The sequence below is a fragment of the Pseudomonas sp. NFX5 genome (assembly GCF_049132125.1).
Lineage (GTDB): Bacteria > Pseudomonadota > Gammaproteobacteria > Pseudomonadales > Pseudomonadaceae > Aquipseudomonas > Aquipseudomonas marginalis.
The window spans coordinates 168464-188234 of sequence record NZ_JAFMZG010000028.1 but is presented as its reverse complement, the minus strand read 5'-3'; the positions used below and the strand labels follow the sequence as shown (position 1 = coordinate 188234).

Annotated in this window: 14 protein-coding genes; 7 read left to right on the top strand and 7 right to left on the bottom strand. The window is 58.4% G+C overall.

Features of this window, described 5'->3' with window-relative positions:
* Positions 1-10: 10 nt before the first annotated feature.
* Entirely contained in the window at positions 11-1147 is a 1137-nt protein-coding gene (locus tag J1N02_RS17940) for an acyl-CoA dehydrogenase family protein (protein WP_027604845.1), read from the bottom strand.
* 220 nt (positions 1148-1367) lie between these two features.
* Here J1N02_RS17940 and J1N02_RS17935 point away from each other — a divergent pair, with 220 nt between their 5' ends.
* The gene (locus tag J1N02_RS17935; RefSeq protein WP_169899207.1) at positions 1368-2288 is read left to right on the top strand and encodes a GlxA family transcriptional regulator; all 921 of its coding nucleotides are present in this window, start codon (positions 1368-1370) and stop codon (positions 2286-2288) included.
* A gap of 111 nt (positions 2289-2399) precedes the next feature.
* Here J1N02_RS17935 and zapE read toward each other — a convergent pair whose 3' ends face one another.
* The 3 genes from zapE to J1N02_RS17920 all read right to left on the bottom strand — a co-directional run bounded on the left by zapE (position 2400) and on the right by J1N02_RS17920 (position 5583).
* Positions 2400-3494: a cell division protein ZapE gene (gene zapE / locus J1N02_RS17930; RefSeq protein ID WP_027604847.1), complete on the bottom strand. Its 1095-nt coding sequence runs from the start codon at positions 3492-3494 to the stop codon at positions 2400-2402.
* A 79-nt stretch (positions 3495-3573) separates the two neighbouring features.
* Entirely contained in the window at positions 3574-4929 is a 1356-nt protein-coding gene (locus tag J1N02_RS17925) for a tryptophan--tRNA ligase (RefSeq protein ID WP_169899127.1), read from the bottom strand.
* 24 nt (positions 4930-4953) lie between these two features.
* Entirely contained in the window at positions 4954-5583 is a 630-nt protein-coding gene (locus J1N02_RS17920) for an alpha/beta hydrolase (RefSeq protein WP_065924314.1), read from the bottom strand.
* A 147-nt stretch (positions 5584-5730) separates the two neighbouring features.
* Between J1N02_RS17920 and J1N02_RS17915 the strand changes: the two genes are divergently transcribed.
* Positions 5731-6168 carry a YhcB family protein gene (locus J1N02_RS17915; protein WP_003171734.1) on the top strand — a complete coding sequence of 146 codons (438 nt, stop codon included), beginning with the start codon at positions 5731-5733 and terminating at the stop codon, positions 6166-6168.
* An 84-nt stretch (positions 6169-6252) separates the two neighbouring features.
* Here the strand turns inward: J1N02_RS17915 and J1N02_RS17910 are convergent, their stop codons facing one another.
* From J1N02_RS17910 to J1N02_RS17900, 3 genes are all read right to left on the bottom strand, one after another.
* On the bottom strand, positions 6253-7977 hold the full coding sequence (locus J1N02_RS17910; protein WP_421147538.1) for an ABC transporter ATP-binding protein/permease: 1725 nt from the start codon (positions 7975-7977) through the stop codon (positions 6253-6255).
* Positions 7978-8074: 97 nt separating this feature from the next.
* Positions 8075-8635, bottom strand: coding sequence for a response regulator transcription factor (locus J1N02_RS17905; protein WP_010565532.1), 561 nt, complete (start codon positions 8633-8635; stop codon positions 8075-8077).
* Positions 8628-9890, bottom strand: a complete 1263-nt coding sequence (locus J1N02_RS17900) for an ATP-binding protein (RefSeq protein ID WP_090409478.1) — start codon at positions 9888-9890, stop codon at positions 8628-8630. Before J1N02_RS17900 ends, J1N02_RS17905 begins: the two co-directional genes overlap by 8 nt.
* Positions 9891-10094: 204 nt before the next feature.
* Between J1N02_RS17900 and J1N02_RS17895 the strand changes: the two genes are divergently transcribed.
* The 5 genes from J1N02_RS17895 (at position 10095) to J1N02_RS17875 (ending at position 19686) form a co-directional block, all read left to right on the top strand.
* On the top strand, positions 10095-10805 hold the full coding sequence (locus tag J1N02_RS17895; protein WP_169899129.1) for an SIMPL domain-containing protein: 711 nt from the start codon (positions 10095-10097) through the stop codon (positions 10803-10805).
* A 584-nt stretch (positions 10806-11389) separates the two neighbouring features.
* On the top strand, positions 11390-14179 hold the full coding sequence (locus tag J1N02_RS17890; protein WP_421147537.1) for a hypothetical protein: 2790 nt from the start codon (positions 11390-11392) through the stop codon (positions 14177-14179).
* Between the two features lie 109 nt (positions 14180-14288).
* Positions 14289-15890: an ABC transporter substrate-binding protein gene (locus J1N02_RS17885; RefSeq protein ID WP_169899131.1), complete on the top strand. Its 1602-nt coding sequence runs from the start codon at positions 14289-14291 to the stop codon at positions 15888-15890.
* 258 nt (positions 15891-16148) lie between these two features.
* Positions 16149-17777: an ABC transporter substrate-binding protein gene (locus J1N02_RS17880; protein WP_027604854.1), complete on the top strand. Its 1629-nt coding sequence runs from the start codon at positions 16149-16151 to the stop codon at positions 17775-17777.
* Between the two features lie 364 nt (positions 17778-18141).
* Entirely contained in the window at positions 18142-19686 is a 1545-nt protein-coding gene (locus J1N02_RS17875; protein WP_421147577.1) for an ABC transporter substrate-binding protein, read from the top strand.
* The last annotated feature ends 85 nt before the right edge of the window (positions 19687-19771 follow it).

Here is a 19771-nt window from a genome sequence, read left to right as displayed (position 1 = left end):
CCAGCAAAAATCAAAGCGCCCGCGCAATGATCTCCTTCATGATCTCGTTGGTCCCCGCATAAATCCGCTGCACCCGCGCATCCGCCCACGCCCGCGCAATCGGGTATTCCCACATGAAGCCGTAGCCGCCGTGCAACTGCACGCACTCATCCAGCACCTTGCATTGCAGGTCCGTGGCCCAGTACTTGGCCATCGCGGCAGTGGGCACATCCAGCTTGCCTTCCAGGTGCAGCGCCATGCATTTGTCGACGAATACGCGGCCGATCTGAATCTCCGTGGCCATCTCCGCCAGCTTGAAACGGGTGTTCTGGAAGTCGGCAATCGCCTTGCCGAACGCCTTGCGCTCACGGGTGTATTCCAGGGTCCACTGCAACGCCGCCTCGGCAGACGACAGCGCGCCAATCGCGACAGTCAGACGCTCCTGGGGCAATTCCTGCATCAGGTAGGCGAAGCCCATGCCGGCCTGGCCCAGCAGGTTTTCCTTGGGCACCCGCACGTCCTGGAAGAACAGCTCCGAGGTGTCCTGGGCCTTCATGCCGACCTTCTCCAGGCGCTTGCCCTTGGCGAAGCCGGGCGTATCAGCCTCCACCAGAAACAGGCTGGTGCCCTTGGCACCGGCCTTGGGATCGGTCTTGGCGACCACGATCACCAGCTCAGCCAGGAACCCGTTGGTGATAAAGGTCTTGGAGCCATTGATCACGTACTCATCACCGTCCAGCACGGCGGTGGTCTTGACCCCTTGCAAGTCGGACCCGGCACCCGGCTCGGTCATGGCGATGGCCGTGACTGTCTCGCCAGAGATCAACTTGGGCAGGTACTTGTGCTTCAGCGCTTCACTGCCGTAATGCAGGATGTAGGGCGCGACAATGTCCGAATGCAGGGAAAAGCCGATGCCAGTCAGGCCCAAGCGACTGATCTCTTCGATCACTACCGCGCTGTAGAGAAAGTCCGCGCCCAGCCCGCCGTACTCCTCCGGCAGATGGGAACACAACATCCCCGCCTCCCCCGCCTTGTTCCACAGGTTACGGTCGATGTAGCCCTGCTTCTCCCATTGCCCGTGAAACGGTGCAGCGTCTTTTTCAAGAAAAGTGCGCACGCTCTGGCGGAAGAGTTCGTGCTCCGGGCTGAACAAGGTTCTCGGAATCATGGGTCACCTGCGTGGATTGTCGGACAAGGAGGAACCCACAGAGCCTATGCCCCGATGGCGTCACAGGACACTGGACACATGCGACAAAAAATAAGACGATCCAGCCGTCTGGTGACCACTTTCCCCTATAAGAATAAATGAAATTATGTCTAACCAAATCTCCACGCCGTTGCGGCGCGTCAGCATTTTGGCCATTGATCGGGTATTCGCTTCAACCCTGATGCAAGCCAAGGATTTCTTCCATCTCGCCAGCCTGCGTTATGGCAAACAGCAAGGCCTGGGCCTGACCCCAGCGTTCGAAACACGCCTGGTGAGCCCCGACGGAAAATCGGTGCGCAGTTTCAGTGACGTGATCATGCCGGTGGACGGCGGCCTGGAAGACGCCGACATCATCGTGCTACCGGCCTTCTGGGATGACTTCGATGCCCTGTGCGCGCGCTACCCGCAAGTGCTGCCGTGGCTGCGCGAACAGCATGCACGGGGCGCGGTACTCTGCGGCGAAGCCACCGGGGTGTTCTGGCTGGCCGAAGCCGGCCTGCTCGATGGCAAGGAGGCGACCACCTACTGGCGTTTCTTCAACGCGTTCGGCGAACGCTTCCCCAAGGTCCAGCTCAACCAGGACAAGCACCTCACCGACGCCGACAACCTGTATTGCGCCGGCGGCACCACCTCGGCGTGCGACCTGTATATCTACCTGATCGAACGCTTCTGCGGCGCCAACATCGCCCAGGCCGTGGCCCGCGACATCCTCTACGAAGTGCAGCGCAGCTACTCACCGGGACGTATCGGTTTTGGCGGGCAGAAGCTGCACCAGGACGTGATCATCCTGCAGATCCAGCATTGGCTCGAAGAGCACTTCGCCGACAAATTCCGCTTCGAAGACGTCGCCCGGGAACACGGCATGAGCATCCGCAACTTCATGCGCCGCTTCCAGACCGCCACCGGCGACAAGCCGCTGCACTACCTGCAACGCTTACGTATCGAGACGGCCAAGGGCCTGCTCTCGGGCAGCCGCAAGAGCATCAAGACCATCAGTTATGAGGTGGGCTACGACGATGCGAGTTTCTTTGCGCGGTTGTTTCGCCAACACACCGAGTTATCGCCGAACCAATACCGCCAGCAATTCCAACAGGCTGCGTAAGCAAATGTGGGAGGGGGCTTGCTCCCGATAGCGTTGGATCAGTCAGTGCATCTGTTACTGAAAGACCGCTATCGGGAGTAAGCCCCCTCCCGCACTTGACCTACATCTGTCTTAGGGTTTGTGCCCGCGCGACAGGAACTCGTGGGACTGCATTTCGAGCAAGCGGCTCAATGTCCGTTGGAATTCGAAGTTCAAGCGCCCGCCGGTATACAAGTCCTTGAGTTCGACTTCCGCCGAGATGATCAACTTGACATTACGGTCGTAGAACTCGTCGACCATGTTGATAAACCGTCGTGCGATATCGTCGGTGGTGACGCTCATCTGCTCCACGCCGCTGAGGATCACCGCGTGGAAGATCTTGCCCAGCTCGATGTAGTCGTTCTGGCTGCGTGGGCCGTCGCACAGTTGGCGGAATTCGAACCAAGCCACGTCATCGCAGGTACGCAGGGCGATGATTTCGCGGTTCTCGATCATCAGCTTGTCGTTTTCCACCGCCTGGGTGCATTCCGGCGTAAGGGCGCGGAAGCTTTTGCGCAGGCTTTCATGCGCCGCTTCGTTCAGCGGGAAGTGGAACAACTCCGCTTGCTCGAGGTGACGCAGGCGGTAGTCGACGCCGCTGTCGACGTTGACGATCTCGGTGTTCTGCTTGATCAGCGCAATGGCCGGCAGGAAGCGCGCGCGTTGCAGGCCGTCCTTGTACAAGCCGTCGGGCACGATGTTCGAGGTGGCGACCAGGGTCACGCCGTTCTTGAACAACTCTTCCATCAGGGTGCCGAGGATCATGGCATCGGTGATATCGGAGACGAAGAATTCATCGAAGCAGATGACCCGCGCTTCATCGGAGAAACGCTTGGCGATGATGGTCAGCGGGTTTTTCTCACCCGGCAGGGTCTTCATCTCTTCGTGCACGCGCTTCATGAAGCGGTGGAAGTGTGTCCGTACCTTTTCCTTGAACGGCAGCGCTTCAAAGAATGTATCGACCAGGTAGGTCTTGCCCCGGCCCACGCCACCCCAGAAATACAGGCCCTTGACCGGCACGTGGTCTTTCTTGCCGAACAGCTTGCTGAGCATCCCCGGCTTGCTTTGCGAGGCCGCAACCAGGTCGTCGTACAGGCGCTGCAAATGACGCACCGCCGTTTCCTGGGCCGCGTCATGGAAGAATTCAGGGCGTTTCAGATCAGCTTGGTATCGTTCTAGGGGCGTCATAATTTCGTTAGCAAGGCAACAAAAACGGGCCGTCACTGTAACGACGGCCCTGGATAATGGCAATCAACCCTTGGTCGGGTTAATCCTCGATTGGGGTCAACGCAATGCGCAGGGCTGCAATGGCGGCATCACGGGATGCGGCATCGGCGAACTCGGCGCTGTCGGCGACTGCGGTACCGTCCAGCCATACGCTGAAGCTCAGGGCTTCGCTGCGTACGTCCAGCGCAGCGCCACTTTGCAGTTGCTTGGTGACTGCGCCGGCCGCCTTGCCATCGGCAAAGTTGCGCGACAGCAGCAATTGCTCGCCATCGGCGGCCAACAGGCGGAAGCGGAAGCTGCCGTCGTCTTCACGGAAGCTCACGAAACGCGCGGCTTTCGCGGCTTTCTTCTTGGTCGCGACCGGCGCCGCAGCCTGGTTGACGAACGAACGCAGGCCCACCGCTTCACGCAACTCGGCCAGGAATGGCGCGGCGACTGCACGGGCTTTCTTGGCGCCGACCAGCAACAGGTCTTCCATGTCCGTCGGGCGCGACATCAACTGGTGGTAACGCTCGCGCGCTTCGCCCAGTTGGCTGTCCAGCAGTTGGAACAGACGACTCTTCGCCTCGCCCCAGCCCAGGCCTTGCAGCAGCTCGCCGCGGAACGCTTCTTCCTGGGCCTTGCTGGCAAACGCCTGGTAGAGGGTGAACAGGTGCGAGTTGTCCGGATCCTTGGCTTCGCCGGGCGCGCGGGAGTCGGTGACGATCCGCGAGATGGCGTCTTTCATGTCCTTGGCACTGGTGAACAACGGGATGGTGTTGTCGTAGCTCTTGGACATCTTGCGGCCATCCAGGCCCGGCAAGGTGGCAACGCTTTCCTCGATCAACGCCTCGGGCATGGTGAAGAATTCTTTACCGTTGCCGAACAGGTGGTTGAAGCGCTGGCCGATGTCGCGGGCCATTTCCACGTGCTGGATCTGGTCGCGGCCCACCGGCACCTTGTGCGCGTTGAACATCAGGATGTCCGCCGCCATCAGCACCGGGTAGCTGTACAGGCCCATGGTGATGCCCGCATCCGGGTCTTCGCCGGTCTCCACGTTCTTGTCCACCGAGGCCTTGTACGCATGGGCGCGGTTGAGCAGGCCCTTGGCGGCGACGCAGGTCAGCAGCCAGGTCAGCTCGGGGATTTCCGGGATGTCGGACTGACGATAGAAGGTCACCCGGTTCACATCCAGGCCACCGGCCAGCCAGGTCGCGGCGATTTCCATACGCGAGCGCTGGATGCGCTGCGGGTCATCGCATTTGATCAGGGCGTGGTAGTCGGCCAGGAAGTAGAAGGAATCGGCATTGGCATCCTGGCTGGCCAGGATCGCCGGGCGGATCGCACCGGCGTAGTTGCCCAGGTGCGGCGTGCCGGTGGTGGTGATGCCGGTGAGGATACGGGTACGAGTCGTCATGGGTAATCGCTTATCAGACTGCTATCAATTCGAGAGGCGCGGCAGCACCAGATCCTTGAGATCGGTGAGCTTGCCATGAAAAAAGTGCCCGCATTCTGCCACTTTCAGCAGCTCATGGGGGCGTTTCAAGGCGGCGGACCAGTCGTAGACGGTTTGCGGGTCGACCACTTCGTCGGTTTCCGGCTGGATCAGGGTCAACGGGCAGCTGTGGGGCAGCACATCGGTATCGCGCAGGCGCATCACCGCCGCGGCGACCATGAACAGGTGCGCGAGCTTTTCGCCTTTGGCTTCCAGGCGGCCGCCGAGGCTGGCCGCCACGTAGCCGCCAAAGGAAAAACCGAGCAGGGTGATCGGCAGGTCGGGGTGCTTTTCACGCAGCCAGGTGGCAGCCGCTTCGGCATCGTCCACTTCACCGGTGCTCATGTCGTGGGTGCCGGCACTCGCACCGACGCCACGGTAATTGAAACGCAAAGTAATCAACCCGGCATCGCGAGCCGTGCGTTGCAGGGTCGAAACGACTTTATTGAGCATGGTCCCGCCCTGCACCGGATTAGGGTGGCAGATCAGCGCCAGGCCACGTGGCTCGGGGTGATCCAGGTACAGGGCTTCCAATTGGCCTACCGGGCCATCGATCAAAACGGGGGTTTCACGCATGAGCAAGGAATGAACTCCGTGACCTCTCAAAGGGTCGACTCGTCTAGCTAAAAGTCTGTGCATGGCATCATTGCGAGCTTAATCGCGGTATACAGCGCAGGTTTGAGCCGTTAACGTAAAGCAAAGCCGTTTATAGAGGAAGGACTCGTGGAACACTCGCTCTTAGTTTGGTTGTTGCCGACTCTCGCCTTGGTTGCCGGTGTCGCCATTGGATTCCTGGTTGCCCGCCTGCTGCCGAATGCCGCGCCTAACCGCACGCAGCGTCAGTTGGATGACATTCAGGAACGTTTTGACAGTTATCAGAACGAGGTTGTTACCCACTTCAACAGCACCGCGACCCTGGTCAAGAAACTCACCCAGAGCTACCAGGAAGTACAGGATCACCTCGCCGATGGGGCAAACCGCCTGGCCCTCGACGACATCACCCGCCAGCGCCTGCTGGCCGCGCTGCATTCCGATGCACCGCAAACTCCACGGGAACGCCTGACTCCGCCCCGGGAGAACCAGGAACCGCCACGGGACTACGCGCCAAAAACGCCAAACGCCCCAGGCATGCTGGATGAGCATTACGGCTTGAAGAAGTAAGTTATTTTCAAGCAATAGAAAAGCCCGGTTGATCGCTGATCAACCGGGCTTTTTGTTGGGCACCATTCTCCAGAACAAGGGGCCTCAGGCCACAGGTTGCTCTTGAAGCCACCCACCCTCGATCCGCACATGCCGCCCATGGAAGCGCTTGAGGCTGCTGCGATGACCGACGCTGACAATGCTCAACCCCGGCAATTCATCAATCAACGCCTGATACAACGTCGCCTCATCCTCTTCATCCATGGCCGACGTCGCTTCGTCCATGTACAGCCATTGCGGCGCGAACAACAAGGCACGGGCAAAGGCCAGGCGCTGTTGCTCGCCGGGCGAGAGCATGCGTTGCCAATGGTTGGCTTCGTCCAGGCGCTCCACCAGGTGCGGCAGGCGACAGGTTTCCAGGACCTGTGCATAACGTTCTGCCGAATAGAAGCTGTCGTCCTGTGGGTAACTCAACACCGCCTTGAGCGTGCCGATCGGCAGGTAAGGCTTCTGCGGCAGGAACAGGTAACGCCTGGCCGGCAGGCGGATGCTGCCGTGACCAGCCGGCCAGAGATGCCCCATGGCGCGCAGCAAGGTACTTTTGCCGCTGCCGGAACGGCCGCTGAGCATGACGCGCTGGCCCGGTTCAACGATCATGTTGGCGTCGGTCAGCAGGTGGCGACCATCCACCAGGTTCAAGCCCAGCCCTTGCACCACAAGACGCTCGCCTTCAGCGCTGACGTCGATGGCAGCTGGGCGCTGCTCGTTCTCACGCATGGCCTGCTGAAAACTCAGTAGACGGTCGCTGGTCGCGCGCCAGCCGGCCAGGTCGGCGTACGCGCTGATAAACCAGCTGAAGTTGCCCTGCACGTTGCCGAACGCCGAGTTGATTTGCATCAGCTCGCCCAGTTCGATCTTGCCGGAAAAGTAGCGCGGGGCAGCCACGATAAACGCAAAGACGATCGCAATCTGTTCATAGCCGGCAGTGAAGAACGTCAGGCGCTTGGACACCTTCATGATGTCCCAGTAGTTATGCCAGACCTTCCCGAACCGCGCGTTCAAACGCTGATGCTCATTGGGTTCGCCGTTGTACAGGGCGATGCTCTCGGCATTCTCCCGCACCCGCACCATGGAGAAACGCAAGTCCGCTTCGAAGCGTTGCTGCTGGTTGCTCAAGCCGATCAAACGACGACCGATCAGATGGGTCAGCCAACTGCCGACACCGGCATAGACCAATGCACACCAGAACATGTAGCCGGGGATGGTGATACCGAACACTTCAATACTGCCGGACACGCCCCATAGGATAATGGAGAACGACACCAGGCTGACCACATTGCGCAACAGCCCAAGGCCAAGACTCAGGGTGTTCAGGGTAAAGCTGTTGAGGTCTTCGGAAATCCGCTGGTCCGGGTTATCGGTGTAGCCGCCCTGCTCCAGCTGGTAGTAGTTCTTGTCGCCAAGCCAGCGGGCGAAATACTTTTCGGTGAGCCATGCACGCCAGCGAATGGTCAGCATCTGGGTGAGGTAGAGACGGTAGACCGCGCCGAGAATCGCCACCGTGGCGATACCGCAGAAATAACCGATCTGTTGCCAGAAGGCGGCGGTGTCCTTGTTTTCCAGGGCGTTGTAGAAGTCCTTGTACCAGTGGTTGAGCCACACGGAAATGGCCACGCTGAACAGCGACAGGCCAATCACCACGGCGAGCAACAACCAGGCCTTGCCCTTCTCTTCACTTCGCCAATAAGGCGTGATCATCGCCCAGGTTCGGCGAAAAAATTGCCCACGCACAGCGTCATTGACCGCGGAGTACTCAGCGTTCTGATTCATCGTTCAGGCTCGTAGGGAGGAAGGCAGGCGTTTGAACCGATCATAGGTGATCGGTTCAGGGTTCCGTGCGGCCTGAAGCAGGCTGTTCAGCTTAGGTTCAGCGGCGTACCGGACGCTTCTGCAGCTTGCGTTGCAGGGTGCGACGGTGCATGCCCAGGGCGCGGGCAGTGGCGGAGATATTGCCTTCGTGTTCGGTGAGGACGCGCTGGATGTGTTCCCACTGCAGGCGGTCCACCGACATCGGGTTTTCCGGCACCAGGGTGTCGAGGTCGGCGTGCTCGGACAGCAATGCGGCCAGCACATCATCGGCATCCGCCGGCTTGCACAAGTAGTTGCAGGCGCCGCGCTTGATGGCCTCGACGGCCGTGGCAATGCTGGAGTAACCGGTGAGGATCACCACGCGCATTTCCGGGTCGAGTTCCAGCAGCTTGGGCAACAGCACCAGGCCGGAATCGCCGTCCATCTTCAGGTCGAGCGCGGCATAGTCCGGCAGGTCGGCCTGGGCGATGGCCAGGCCCTCTTCGGCGGAGCCGGCGGTGCTCACGCGGAAACCGCGACGGCTCATGGCGCGCGCCATCACGCGGGTAAACGTGGCGTCATCATCTACCAGCAACAGGTGCGGCAGTTCTTCGCCTTCGACTTGGATCTCGTCACTCATCGATATCTCCTCGTGCGACACGGGGCAGGCGCAGCTCGGTGAGCGTACCGCCTTCCTCATGACTATAGAGCTTCACTGAGCCGCCCGCGCGGGTCACGCTGGCCTTGCTCAAAAACAGGCCCAGGCCGAAGCCTTTGCCCTTGGTGGTAAAGAACGGTTTGCCGATCTGCTCGGCGATGGCCAGCGGCACGCCTGCACCATGGTCGCGAATGCTGATCGTCAGGTCATCCACATCCCAATCCAGCCGGACTTCCAGGCCTTCGGGGCAGGCGTCGGCGGCGTTGTTCAGCAGGTTGAGCAAGGCTTGGGTCAGGTCCGGCGGTGGCGCCAGGCGCGGCACGGTCCCCTGCCCCAGCAGATGGAAACGGTAGCTGGCTTCGGGGCGCATCAGGTGCCAGCGGTTCAGGGCTTCGTCGAGCCACTGGGTCACGTCCTGCATATCGACCGCCAGGCGGCGATTGGCTTCAGCCGCGCGTACCAGTTGCTGCAAGGTTTGCTTGCATTGCTTGACCTGTTCGCGCAGCACGCCGAGATCCTCTTGCAGCGCCGGGTCGTGATGGTCCTGGGTCATTTCGTTGAGCAGCACGCTCATGGTCGCCAGCGGCGTGCCCAATTCGTGAGCCGCGCCGGCGGCCTGGGTGGCGACGGCGAGCAGTTGCTGGTCACGCAGGCCTTCTTCGCGGCGAATGGCGCGCAGTTCTTCCTGGCGGCGCAGCTCTTCGGCCATGCGCGCAGCAAAAAAAGTGATCACGGCGGCAGACAGGGCAAAGCTCAGCCACATCCCGTAGATCTGCAGGTTTTCGCGGGCGATGGGGAATGTCTGCAGCGGATAGAACCGCGCCAGCAGCAGGGTGTACAGGGTCAGGGCGATACCCGACAGCACCACCGAGTAGCGCCACGGCAAGGTCACCGCAGCGATGGTCAGTGGCACCAGGTAATAAGACACGAACGGGTTGGTGGAACCGCCGGAGAAATACAGCAACACACTGTGGATAAACAGGTCGCAGGCCAATTGCAGGGCGTATTCCAGCTCGGTCACCGGCCAGGTGGTGCGCAACCGAATGGCGGTAAACACACACAGCACGATGGAGAAACCCAGGGTCACGCCCAATTGCAGCCACGGCAGCGGCAGCAGGTCGAACCAATAGGCGAGCCCGACCGAACCAGCCTGCGCGGCCAGTACCAGGGTACGAATGAACGTCAGGCGCCAGAGGTTCTGGCGGGTGGCGGAAGTCAGTTTTACGGCGGCGAGCATGAGCTCTCCCGATGAGCGCTGCAGGCGGATCGGCAGGAGTATAAACGAAGCGGGCACGCTGGCATGGCGCGTGTGGCTCTTTGCCGCAGGCCGGGCGAACGACCGTTCGTCGGCGGCCGCACAATGTGTAGCGAATATGTAAACCCGAAGAACCCGACACCACCGTCTACAGTCATACCGATACGAACACCCTAAGGAGCTTCCATGTCTCGTTTCACTCGCAGTGCAGTTGTTCTCACCCTCAGCGCCAGCGCCCTGGCCAGCCTTCCGGCACTGGCCGCCGATGCACTGAATTACAACCAGATTTCCCTGCGCGCCGAGGTCAGCCAGGAAGTGGCCCGCGACAAGATGATCGTCACCCTCTACACCGAGTCCCAGAACGCCGACCCGGCCAAGCTCGCCGCCGAAATCACCACCACCATGAACAAGGCCCTGGGCCAGGCGCGCGAAGTCCAGGGCGTGACCTTGCGCCAGGGCAGCCGTAACAGCTACCCGATCTACGACAACAAGAACCAGAAGATCACCGGCTGGCGCGAGCGCGCCGAACTGCGCCTGGAAAGCGCGGACTTCCCGGCGCTGTCCAAACTCACCGGCGAACTGCTCAACACCCTGAAAATGGAAAACATGGACTTCGCCATCGCCGACACCACGCGCAAGACCAGCGAAGACGCCCTGCTCAAGGACGCGGTCGCCGCGTTTAAAGCACGCGCGCAACTGGCCACCGATGCGCTGGGCGGCAAGGGCTACAAGATCGTCAACTTGAACTTCAACACCAATGGCTACCCACAACCTTATGCCCGTGGCGGAATGATGATGAAGGCGGCCATGATGGATTCAGCACCGACGCCGGAAGTGGAGGCAGGTACCAGCCAGGTCAGCATGAGCGCCGATGGGGTAATTGAAGTCGTGCAGTAAACCGTTTGCAGCATTAGAAGCGGCGCAGCCTCAACGGCTGCGCTTTTTTTTTGGACAGCTCTTATGTCGCCCATCAGCCCCCACACCGCCAGAATAAAATCACTACTCACATCGCCGCTCTCGAAGGCCATGCAGGCAAAGTTTCACTAACCGCAGCAGTAAGACCCAAATGGCAAGTGCCCAACTCAGACAGCCATGAAACATGCCTACGCTGCTTGCGCGTAAAAAATTTCTTCCGCGCCATAGGAATAAGCTTAAGGGTTACGCTGCGCGCCCAATCCAATTATATAAAGGGAACTCGGTGCATCCGCGTGGCCACGTAACTACTGTCACTGCCAGCTTAGTTTGAAAAAACGTGGCTTTTTCGAGGTTCTCGGTACGATGCCTGCTAATGCACAGCAGTTTGAAATCATTGCCGCTTGGCAGCACATAGATGATCAACGATAGAGCTTAAAAACCACTACGTAAATCGAGCCGCCAATGCAAAAAATGACGCCCCCCCACTGCAATTTTCTTCGACAGCTGCCCCCTCATCAACAGCCTACGCCTCGGATCCAAAAGCGTACTCCGCAGAACAAGAACCCGTGCGGAATCGCCTCCGTCGCTCAATCGCCCCTTCGGACACAGGAAGCAATACTCCGCACAGCAAGAAGTTTTATATTGGCGGATTAATAAACGGCCACACGCAAAAAAAAGATCTTAAACCGGGTAACTACAACGGTGTCATTTATGGGTGGAGCGTAACTCCGCCCAACGACAGCGCTTCTATGCAAGAACGGGAGAAGCGTGTCAAAGAATATGCGTATCGCGTAGATTGGAAGATCAAGGATATCGAGTCCGGTAAAGAAGGCGAAAGGAATATTAAATTCCAGGATACTCGTCAATTCATGGACCCCGCAGGTTACTTCAGTGCTGGTTTGTTGGCAGCCGGATACGACCCGCATAAAAAAATCACGGTGACATTCGAGTCCTATGTAGGGCGGGGTACTCCCGAGAATTTAAGCGCCTCAGAGAAACGCACCTACTACGCATGGGAAATTGCGGCAGGCGCACTGCAGCACGATAAAGTAGAACGCGGTGGGCCGATCAACTTTAACTTCATGAATATCGACCCAAAAGACAGGAGTACGGTGAGTGACTTGGAGTCGCTGGGCAAAAGCCTCCAAAACAGGTGGGAAACGACCGTAGCAGCGCCAATGCGAGACGCCTCGGGAGAACTGGCAAAAAGATCAGGAAAAGCAGATATCTATCTTCTAGAGGGAAACTTACAAAGCCTACGCAGTGTTAAAAGCGCATTCAACAGCCTAAGCCCTGAAGGTCAGGAAGCCATTAACCGGACACTGGATAAAAATGGGCAGGTTATAATTCCCAACATATACGGCTACCCACTGGCAGGGCATGCATTTATTCCTTACACCCCCTACGACGGCGATTACAACAATAGGCCCAACAAGGGAGTGATGGTCGACTTGAAAAACGGCATCATCCGCGAAATACACGGGGACAAGGACTTTGCCAGCTGGGCCAAAGACCATCGTGACAGCGTGCTTAAAAGTTTAAATGCCAAGGATATACAAGGAGGAAAAGACGCACATTGGCCGAAGGCAGGTGAAGTTCTCGACAATCTGATTTCAGGCGAAAATGCTCACCTTGAGGGGTATAACAACTTGTTTTCAGACCAATCCATACCGGTATCTGAGGCATTTAATTACACTCGTGCGCGAGGCGCTGACTATCAACTTAAATATGGCGACCTGAACAACGGAATAGCCGATAAATACCAGGACATAAACACAAAAAATTCGGTATGGGCCGACCAGACGGAAGTGTTTGGCTCCTCGCAACAATCCTGGAAAGCAGCCAAAGAATTCTGGGGGAATACCTTCGGCTACGCCCCCGTCATCGGCAACGCTGGCAACATTGTCTTTGGCATTCATGATGGCATCTATGGCATGACGGCAGAGGATCGCGCTGGCGGAAATGCCGCGGCCGTGATATCGGGGCTGCAATTGGCACTCGAACTGGCACCAGGTGCGGGAGAGCTTGGGGAAGGTGATCTGCCCGGCCTTTCTAACACGCTGAATGCCGAACGTTACAATTGGAGATTCAACCCTGAAACAAGCGATGTGGAATTGGTACGCTCACCCAAGGCTTCGAACACTATCGATGGCATGCCCGCCGAACCTGCGCCCGGTGGAGCAACAGGAGACATTCAGTTGCCACCGACGGGAGAAGTCGACCGGATACGCACAAGCCAATCGGGAAAGATCAGCCAGCATGCAGTGCCTAACGGTGAGCAGGTGATTGAAAATGCCCCGCGCAACGCCAAAGGCATTTACCACGTCAAGGGGCCAGCCCCCGGAGAAGACCGCTGGTACATTCGTTATACCGACGCGACAGGTGTTCCCGAGGTCTATGAGATCAAAAGCAATTTCAAACTGAGCGACAACCGTGTAGAGATCATTGATCCCGGAACCCGAAAACAGGTGATGATCGTTCACTCTTTTGGTGATGGCGAGTGGGCGCCTGCCAAGGGAGATGGCGGCATCAGACTGCCTTGGAGACGTGCGCCCTTACCCGCCCCCAGCGATGAAGCAAGGCGCCCTGCCAACTTCGCCACACAATTTCGCGACGTCGAAGGCAATGTGATGAAAGGGGCCGAGGCCGTCGATCAGTATTTGCAAATCAATGATGGAGCCGAGTTTGACCTCGCCACTAAAAATTTCCGCGATCCAAGCGGCGACAAAACGAAATTCAACGTTAACTGGTCAATCGACAAAAAGTCCGACTTTGAAGTTCTAGCTGCAGAAACCGCCGGCCCCTCGGAATATGGCAGCAGCGAGTATGCATCGCCCTTTATCAAAGATGTACGCCGTAACCCCTACATCATAAATAACGGGGAAAGTCGCACGGAAATCAACATCAACATGCAATTAAACGAACTACGCAAAACAGGGAATGAAGTCACGGCAGAAACCGCTGATCTTCTTATGAGAAACAGCATAGAACGCTTTGAAGCTGCCATTCCCGACCCGGAGCTGCGCGCCAGGATCTCTGAGGTGGCCCACCAGGGAGCGACCGGGCCAGGTGTAGTCGACTTGAATAGCCATGCGGTTCTGAAAGAGCCTTATCTGTTCAGCGCTACGGATACGACCTTTCAAATCGATCACGATCCTTCCACCAACGTCACCAAGGTCAGCGTGATATCCAAAGGACGTCTCTTGAATCCGGACGTCGAACCCAGCGAAGTCAAGGGTGTGGACGTGTCCATCAAACGAACCTTTACCATCCGGGAGAGTAACGAGCTGGACTCTGATTATGCTATCGATAAACACGCCCCGACTACCTTGGAGATTGCCGTCACGCCGACTTGATCAACCGCACAAGCATGCCCCCTTACCTCATGCCCCGAACGGCGGTAACCTCGGTGACCGCCGTTTTCGTTCGCGCAGCTTTTATATGCCAGCCACTTCAGGGGTCTCCATGCCAAGAACTGCCTTAAAACCGCTGCTCCTCACCGCCGGCCTGCTGGCCTTTATGCCGATGGCCCACGCAGCCAGTACCCTGGTCTACTGCTCCGAAGCCAGCCCCGCCGGGTTCGACCCCAGCCAGTACACCAGCGGCACCGATTTCGATGCGTCCGCCGAAACCGTGTTCAACCGCTTGACCCAATTCAAGCGTGGCGGCACCGAAGTCGAACCGGGCCTGGCCACACGCTGGGAGGTGTCCGAGGATGGCCTGGCCTACACCTTCCATCTGCGCGAAGGCGTCAAGTTCCACACCACTGATTTCTTCAAACCCAGCCGCGATTTCAATGCGGATGACGTGCTGTTTACCTTCAATCGCCTGCTGGATGCCGAGAGTCCGTTTCGCAAGGCCTACCCTTCCGAATCGCCGTACTTCACCGACATGGGCCTGAACACCACGATCAAGAGCGTCGACAAACTCGACGAGCACACCGTGCGTTTCAACCTGAACAACGTCGATGCCTCGTTCGTGCAGAACCTGGCCATGAGTTTCGCCTCCGTGCAATCGGCCGAGTACGCCGCCCAGCTATTGAAGGAGGGCAAGGCCGAAGACATCAACCAGAAACCGGTCGGCACCGGGCCGTTTGTGTTCAAGCGCTACCAGAAGGACTCGCAGATTCGCTACGTGGCCAATAAGCAGTACTGGAAACCCGAGGATGTGAAACTCGACAACCTGGTGTTCGCCATCACCCCGGACGCCGCGTCGCGCCTGCAAAAGCTCAAGGCCGGCGAATGCCAGGTCAGCGGCTACCCGCGCCCGTCGGACATCGAGGTGATGAAACAGGACCCCAACCTGCGCGTGCTGCAGCAAGCGGGTTTCAACCTGGGCTTCCTGGCCTACAACGTGACCCACCCACCGCTGGACCAGCTCAAGGTCCGCCAGGCCCTGGACATGGCCATCGACAAGCCGGCGATCATCAAGGCGGTTTACCAGGGCGCCGGACAATTGGCGCAGAATGCACTGCCACCGGCGCAGTGGTCTTATGACCCCTCCATCAAGGATGCCCCGCACGATCCGACCAAGGCCCGCGCGCTACTAAAAGAAGCAGGGGTTGCACCGGGCACTACCATCAACCTGTGGGCAATGACCGTCCAGCGCGCTTCCAACCCGAACGCGCGCATGTCGGCCCAGATGATCCAGCAGGATTGGGAAAAAGTCGGCATAAAGGCCAATATCGTCAGCTATGAATGGGGCGAGTACATCAAGCGCGCCAAAAATGGCGAGCACGATGCGATGATTTATGGCTGGACCGGCGACAACGGCGACCCGGATAACTGGCTCGGCGTGCTCTACAGTTGTGCCGCGGTCAAGGGCAGCAACTACGCCAAATGGTGTAACCCGGCCTACGACAAACTGGTGCAGCAGGCCAAGGTCAGCAGTGACCGCGAGCAGCGCATCAAGTGGTATCAACAGGCACAAAAAATTCTTAAAGAACAAGTACCTATAACGCCCATTGCAAACTCGACGGTTTTCCAACCCCTGCGCAAGGAAGTGAAGGACTTCAAGATCAGCCCCTTTGGGCTGACACCGTTCTACGGCGTGAGTCTAGATAAGTAACAGAAATGCCCCAACCGAGTGCGCCAGACGCCTCGGTTGACCCTCTCTGGTGCACCTTATGCACCGAAAAAAACCCATAAATACGTTCAAATATGTCAAAACTTTCATAATTGCGACATTCCTGTACGTTCGTACCACTCTTTCCGCCTTGCGACGGTTCAGCATCTTGCAATGGGTATGGCGCCTGCATAAGTATCCGCAGGCCGACTCACGAGGTCGCCCTCACCACCAAAAATGACAACAAATCATGAGGCCAACATGCTTAAACACGCAGTCCTTCCGTTATTAGTGAGCGCTGGCCTTATGGCCGCGGCCCCATTCGCCCAAGCGGCGACTAACCTGGTGTTCTGCTCCGAAGGGAGCCCGGCCGGTTTCGACCCAGGCCAGTACACCACCGGAACAGACTTCGATGCCTCGGCCGAAACCATGTTCAACCGCCTGAGCCAGTTCGAACGAGGCGGCACCGCCGTTGTTCCTGGCCTGGCCACCAGCTGGGACGTGTCCCCGGATGGCCTGACCTACACCTTCCACCTGCGCGAAGGCGTCAAGTTCCATACCACCCCATACTTCAAGCCGACTCGTGAATTCTCGGCTGACGACGTCCTGTTCACCTTCAACCGGATGATCAACAAAGACGATCCATTCCGTAAGGCCTACCCCACCGAGTTCCCGTACTTCACGGACATGGGGATGGACACCAACATCAAGAACATCGAGAAGGTCGATGCCCACACCGTCAAGTTCACCCTTGGCACCGTGGACGCCGCGTTCATCCAGAACCTGGCGATGAGCTTCGCGTCGATCCAGTCGGCCGAATATGCCGCCCAGTTGCTGAAGAATGGCACGCCTCAGGACATCAACCAGAAGCCAATCGGCACTGGCCCGTTCGTATTCAAGAGCTACCAGAAAGACTCGAACATTCGCTACACCGGCAACAAGGACTACTGGAAACCTGAGGACGTGAAGATCGATAACCTGATCTTCGCCATCACCACCGATCCGTCGGTGCGTATCCAGAAGCTGAAGAAAAACGAGTGCCAGATCACCCTGTTCCCACGTCCGGCCGACCTCAAGGCGCTGGGTGAAGACAAGGACCTGAAACTGCCGCACCAGGCCGGTTTCAACCTGGGCTATGTCGCCTACAACGTCATGGACAAGGTCAAGGGCAGCGACCAGCCCAACCCACTGGCCGACCTGCGCGTGCGCCAGGCGCTGGACATGTCGGTGAATAAACAGCAGATCATCGATTCCGTCTACCAGGGCGCAGGCCAACTGGCGGTCAACGCCATGCCGCCAACCCAATGGTCCTACGACACCACCATCAAGGACGCCAAGTACGATCCCGAGAAAGCCAAGGCGCTGCTCAAGGAAGCGGGTGTCAAGGAAGGTACCGAGATCGTTCTGTGGGCGATGCCGGTTCAGCGTCCGTACAACCCGAACGCCAAGCTGATGGCCGAAATGCTGCAAAACGACTGGTCCAAGATCGGCCTGAAGGTCAAGATCACCAGCTACGAGTGGGGCGAGTACATCAAGCGCTCCAAAGGCGGCGAGAACCAGGCCATGATCATTGGCTGGAGCGGCGACAATGGTGACCCGGACAACTGGCTGAACGTGCTGTTCGGTTGCGACTCCCTGGCCGGTAACAACTTCTCCAAGTGGTGCGACAAGAAATTCGACGGCGTCGTGAAAGAAGCCAAGGCTACGTCGGACGTCGCCAAACGCACCGAGCTGTATAAGCAGGCGCAACATATCCTCAAAGATGCAGTCCCGATGACACCTATCGCGCACTCGACGGTGTATCAACCCATGCGCAACACCGTACAGGACTTCAAGATCAGCCCGTTTGGCCTGAACTCCTTCTATGGCGTGAGCGTAAGCGGCAAGTAAGGACCAATGACGGCGACGTTTAATAACGTCGCCGTTATTGCATCCGCCTGGACCGTAGGAAATAGACCACGCTCGTAATCGCCGCTTCCTACAGCTGCGAACTGCGACAAGTAGCTCTTTTGCCTACAAGGTCAGTCCAATTTGGCGCATTTACTGCGCAGTCCGCGGCCCATACCGTCGTAGGACAGCAGAGGCTCCAACCTGGGAAAGGCACTTGCTGTGTGTGGGATCAGTAATGTCCCCCTGGCCGTACGCCTGGGTGATTGCTTGCTGATGACAACTACAAACAAGGATCGGGATCGTCATGCGCCATACCACCGTTCTATCCGCAATTTTTGGCACCAGCCTGCTGGCCGTAGCCACGATGGGCCAGGCGGCCGACAAGAAGAGCCTGGTGTTCTGCTCCGAAGGCAGCCCGGCAGGGTTCGACACCGCGCAGTACACCACCGCTACCGATAACGATGTGGCCGAGCCGCTGTACAACCGCCTGGTTGAGTTTGAAAAGGGAGCGACCAACGTCGTACCTGGACTGGCGACCAAGTGGGACATTTCCGAAGACGGCCTGACCTACACCTTTCACCTGCGTGAAGGCGTGAAGTTCCACAGCAACAAGGAATTCAAGCCGACGCGGGATTTCAACGCCGACGACGTGCTGTTCACCTTCAACCGCATGCTTGACCCCGACCACCCGTTTCGCAAGGCCTACCCCACCGAGTTTCCGTACTTCAACGGGATGAGCCTGAACAAGAACATCGCCAAGGTCGAGAAAACCGACCCGCATACCGTGGTGATGACGCTGAACTCGGTCGACGCTGCGTTCGTGCAGAACATCGCCATGAGCTTTGCCGCCATCCTGTCGGCCGAATACGCCGAGCAGTTGCTCAAGGAAGGCAAGCCCAGCGACATCAACCAGAAGCCGATCGGCACTGGCCCCTTTGTCTTCCAGCGCTATCAGAAAGACTCGCAGATCCGTTATGTGGGCAACAAACAGTACTGGGACCCGAGCAAGGTCAAGCTGGACCAGCTGATTTTTGCCATCAACACCGACGCCTCGGTGCGCGTGCAAAAACTCAAGGCCGGCGAATGCCAGGTCACCCTGCACCCGCGCCCGGCCGACGTCGACGCGCTCAAGGCCGACCCGAACCTGCAACTGCTGACCAAGCCGGGCTTCAACTTGGGCTACATCGCCTACAACGTGCGCCACAAGCCGTTCGACCAGCTCGAAGTGCGCCAGGCGCTGGACATGGCGGTGAACAAGCAGAGCATCCTCAACGCCGTATACCAGGGCGCGGGGCAGTTGGCAGTCAATGCCATGCCGCCGACCCAATGGTCCTACGACGAAAGCATCAAGGACGCCGCCTACAACCCGGAAAAAGCCAAGGAACTGCTCAAGGCCGCCGGCGTGAAGGAAGGTACCGAGATCACCCTGTGGGCGATGCCGGTGCAACGGCCGTACAACCCCAACGCCAAGCTGATGGCCGAGATGCTGCAAAGCGACTGGGCCAGGATCGGACTGAAGGTCAAGATCGTCAGCTACGAGTGGGGCGAATACATCAAGCGCACCAAGAATGGTGAGCACGATGTCAGCCTGATCGGCTGGACCGGCGACAACGGTGATCCGGACAACTGGCTGGGCACCCTCTACAGCTGCGACGCCATCGGCGGGAACAACTACTCCATGTGGTGTGACCCGGCGTACGACAAGCTGATCAAGCAAGCCAAGGTCGTGACCGACCGCGAACAAAGGACTGTTCTGTACAAACAGGCGCAACAACTGCTCAAGCAGCAGGTGCCGATCACACCCGTCGCCCACTCGACGGTCAACCAGCCGTTAAGCGCCAAAGTCGAAGGCTTCAAAGTAAGTCCCTTCGGCCGCAACGTGTTCTCGGGCGTCAGCATTAACCCATAAGAAAATAACCGGATTGCAGGGAGCGAAGTTGGCTCTCCCGCAAACGTGCAGCCTTTTATTGGGAAATTTCCTACGGCAAACGTTT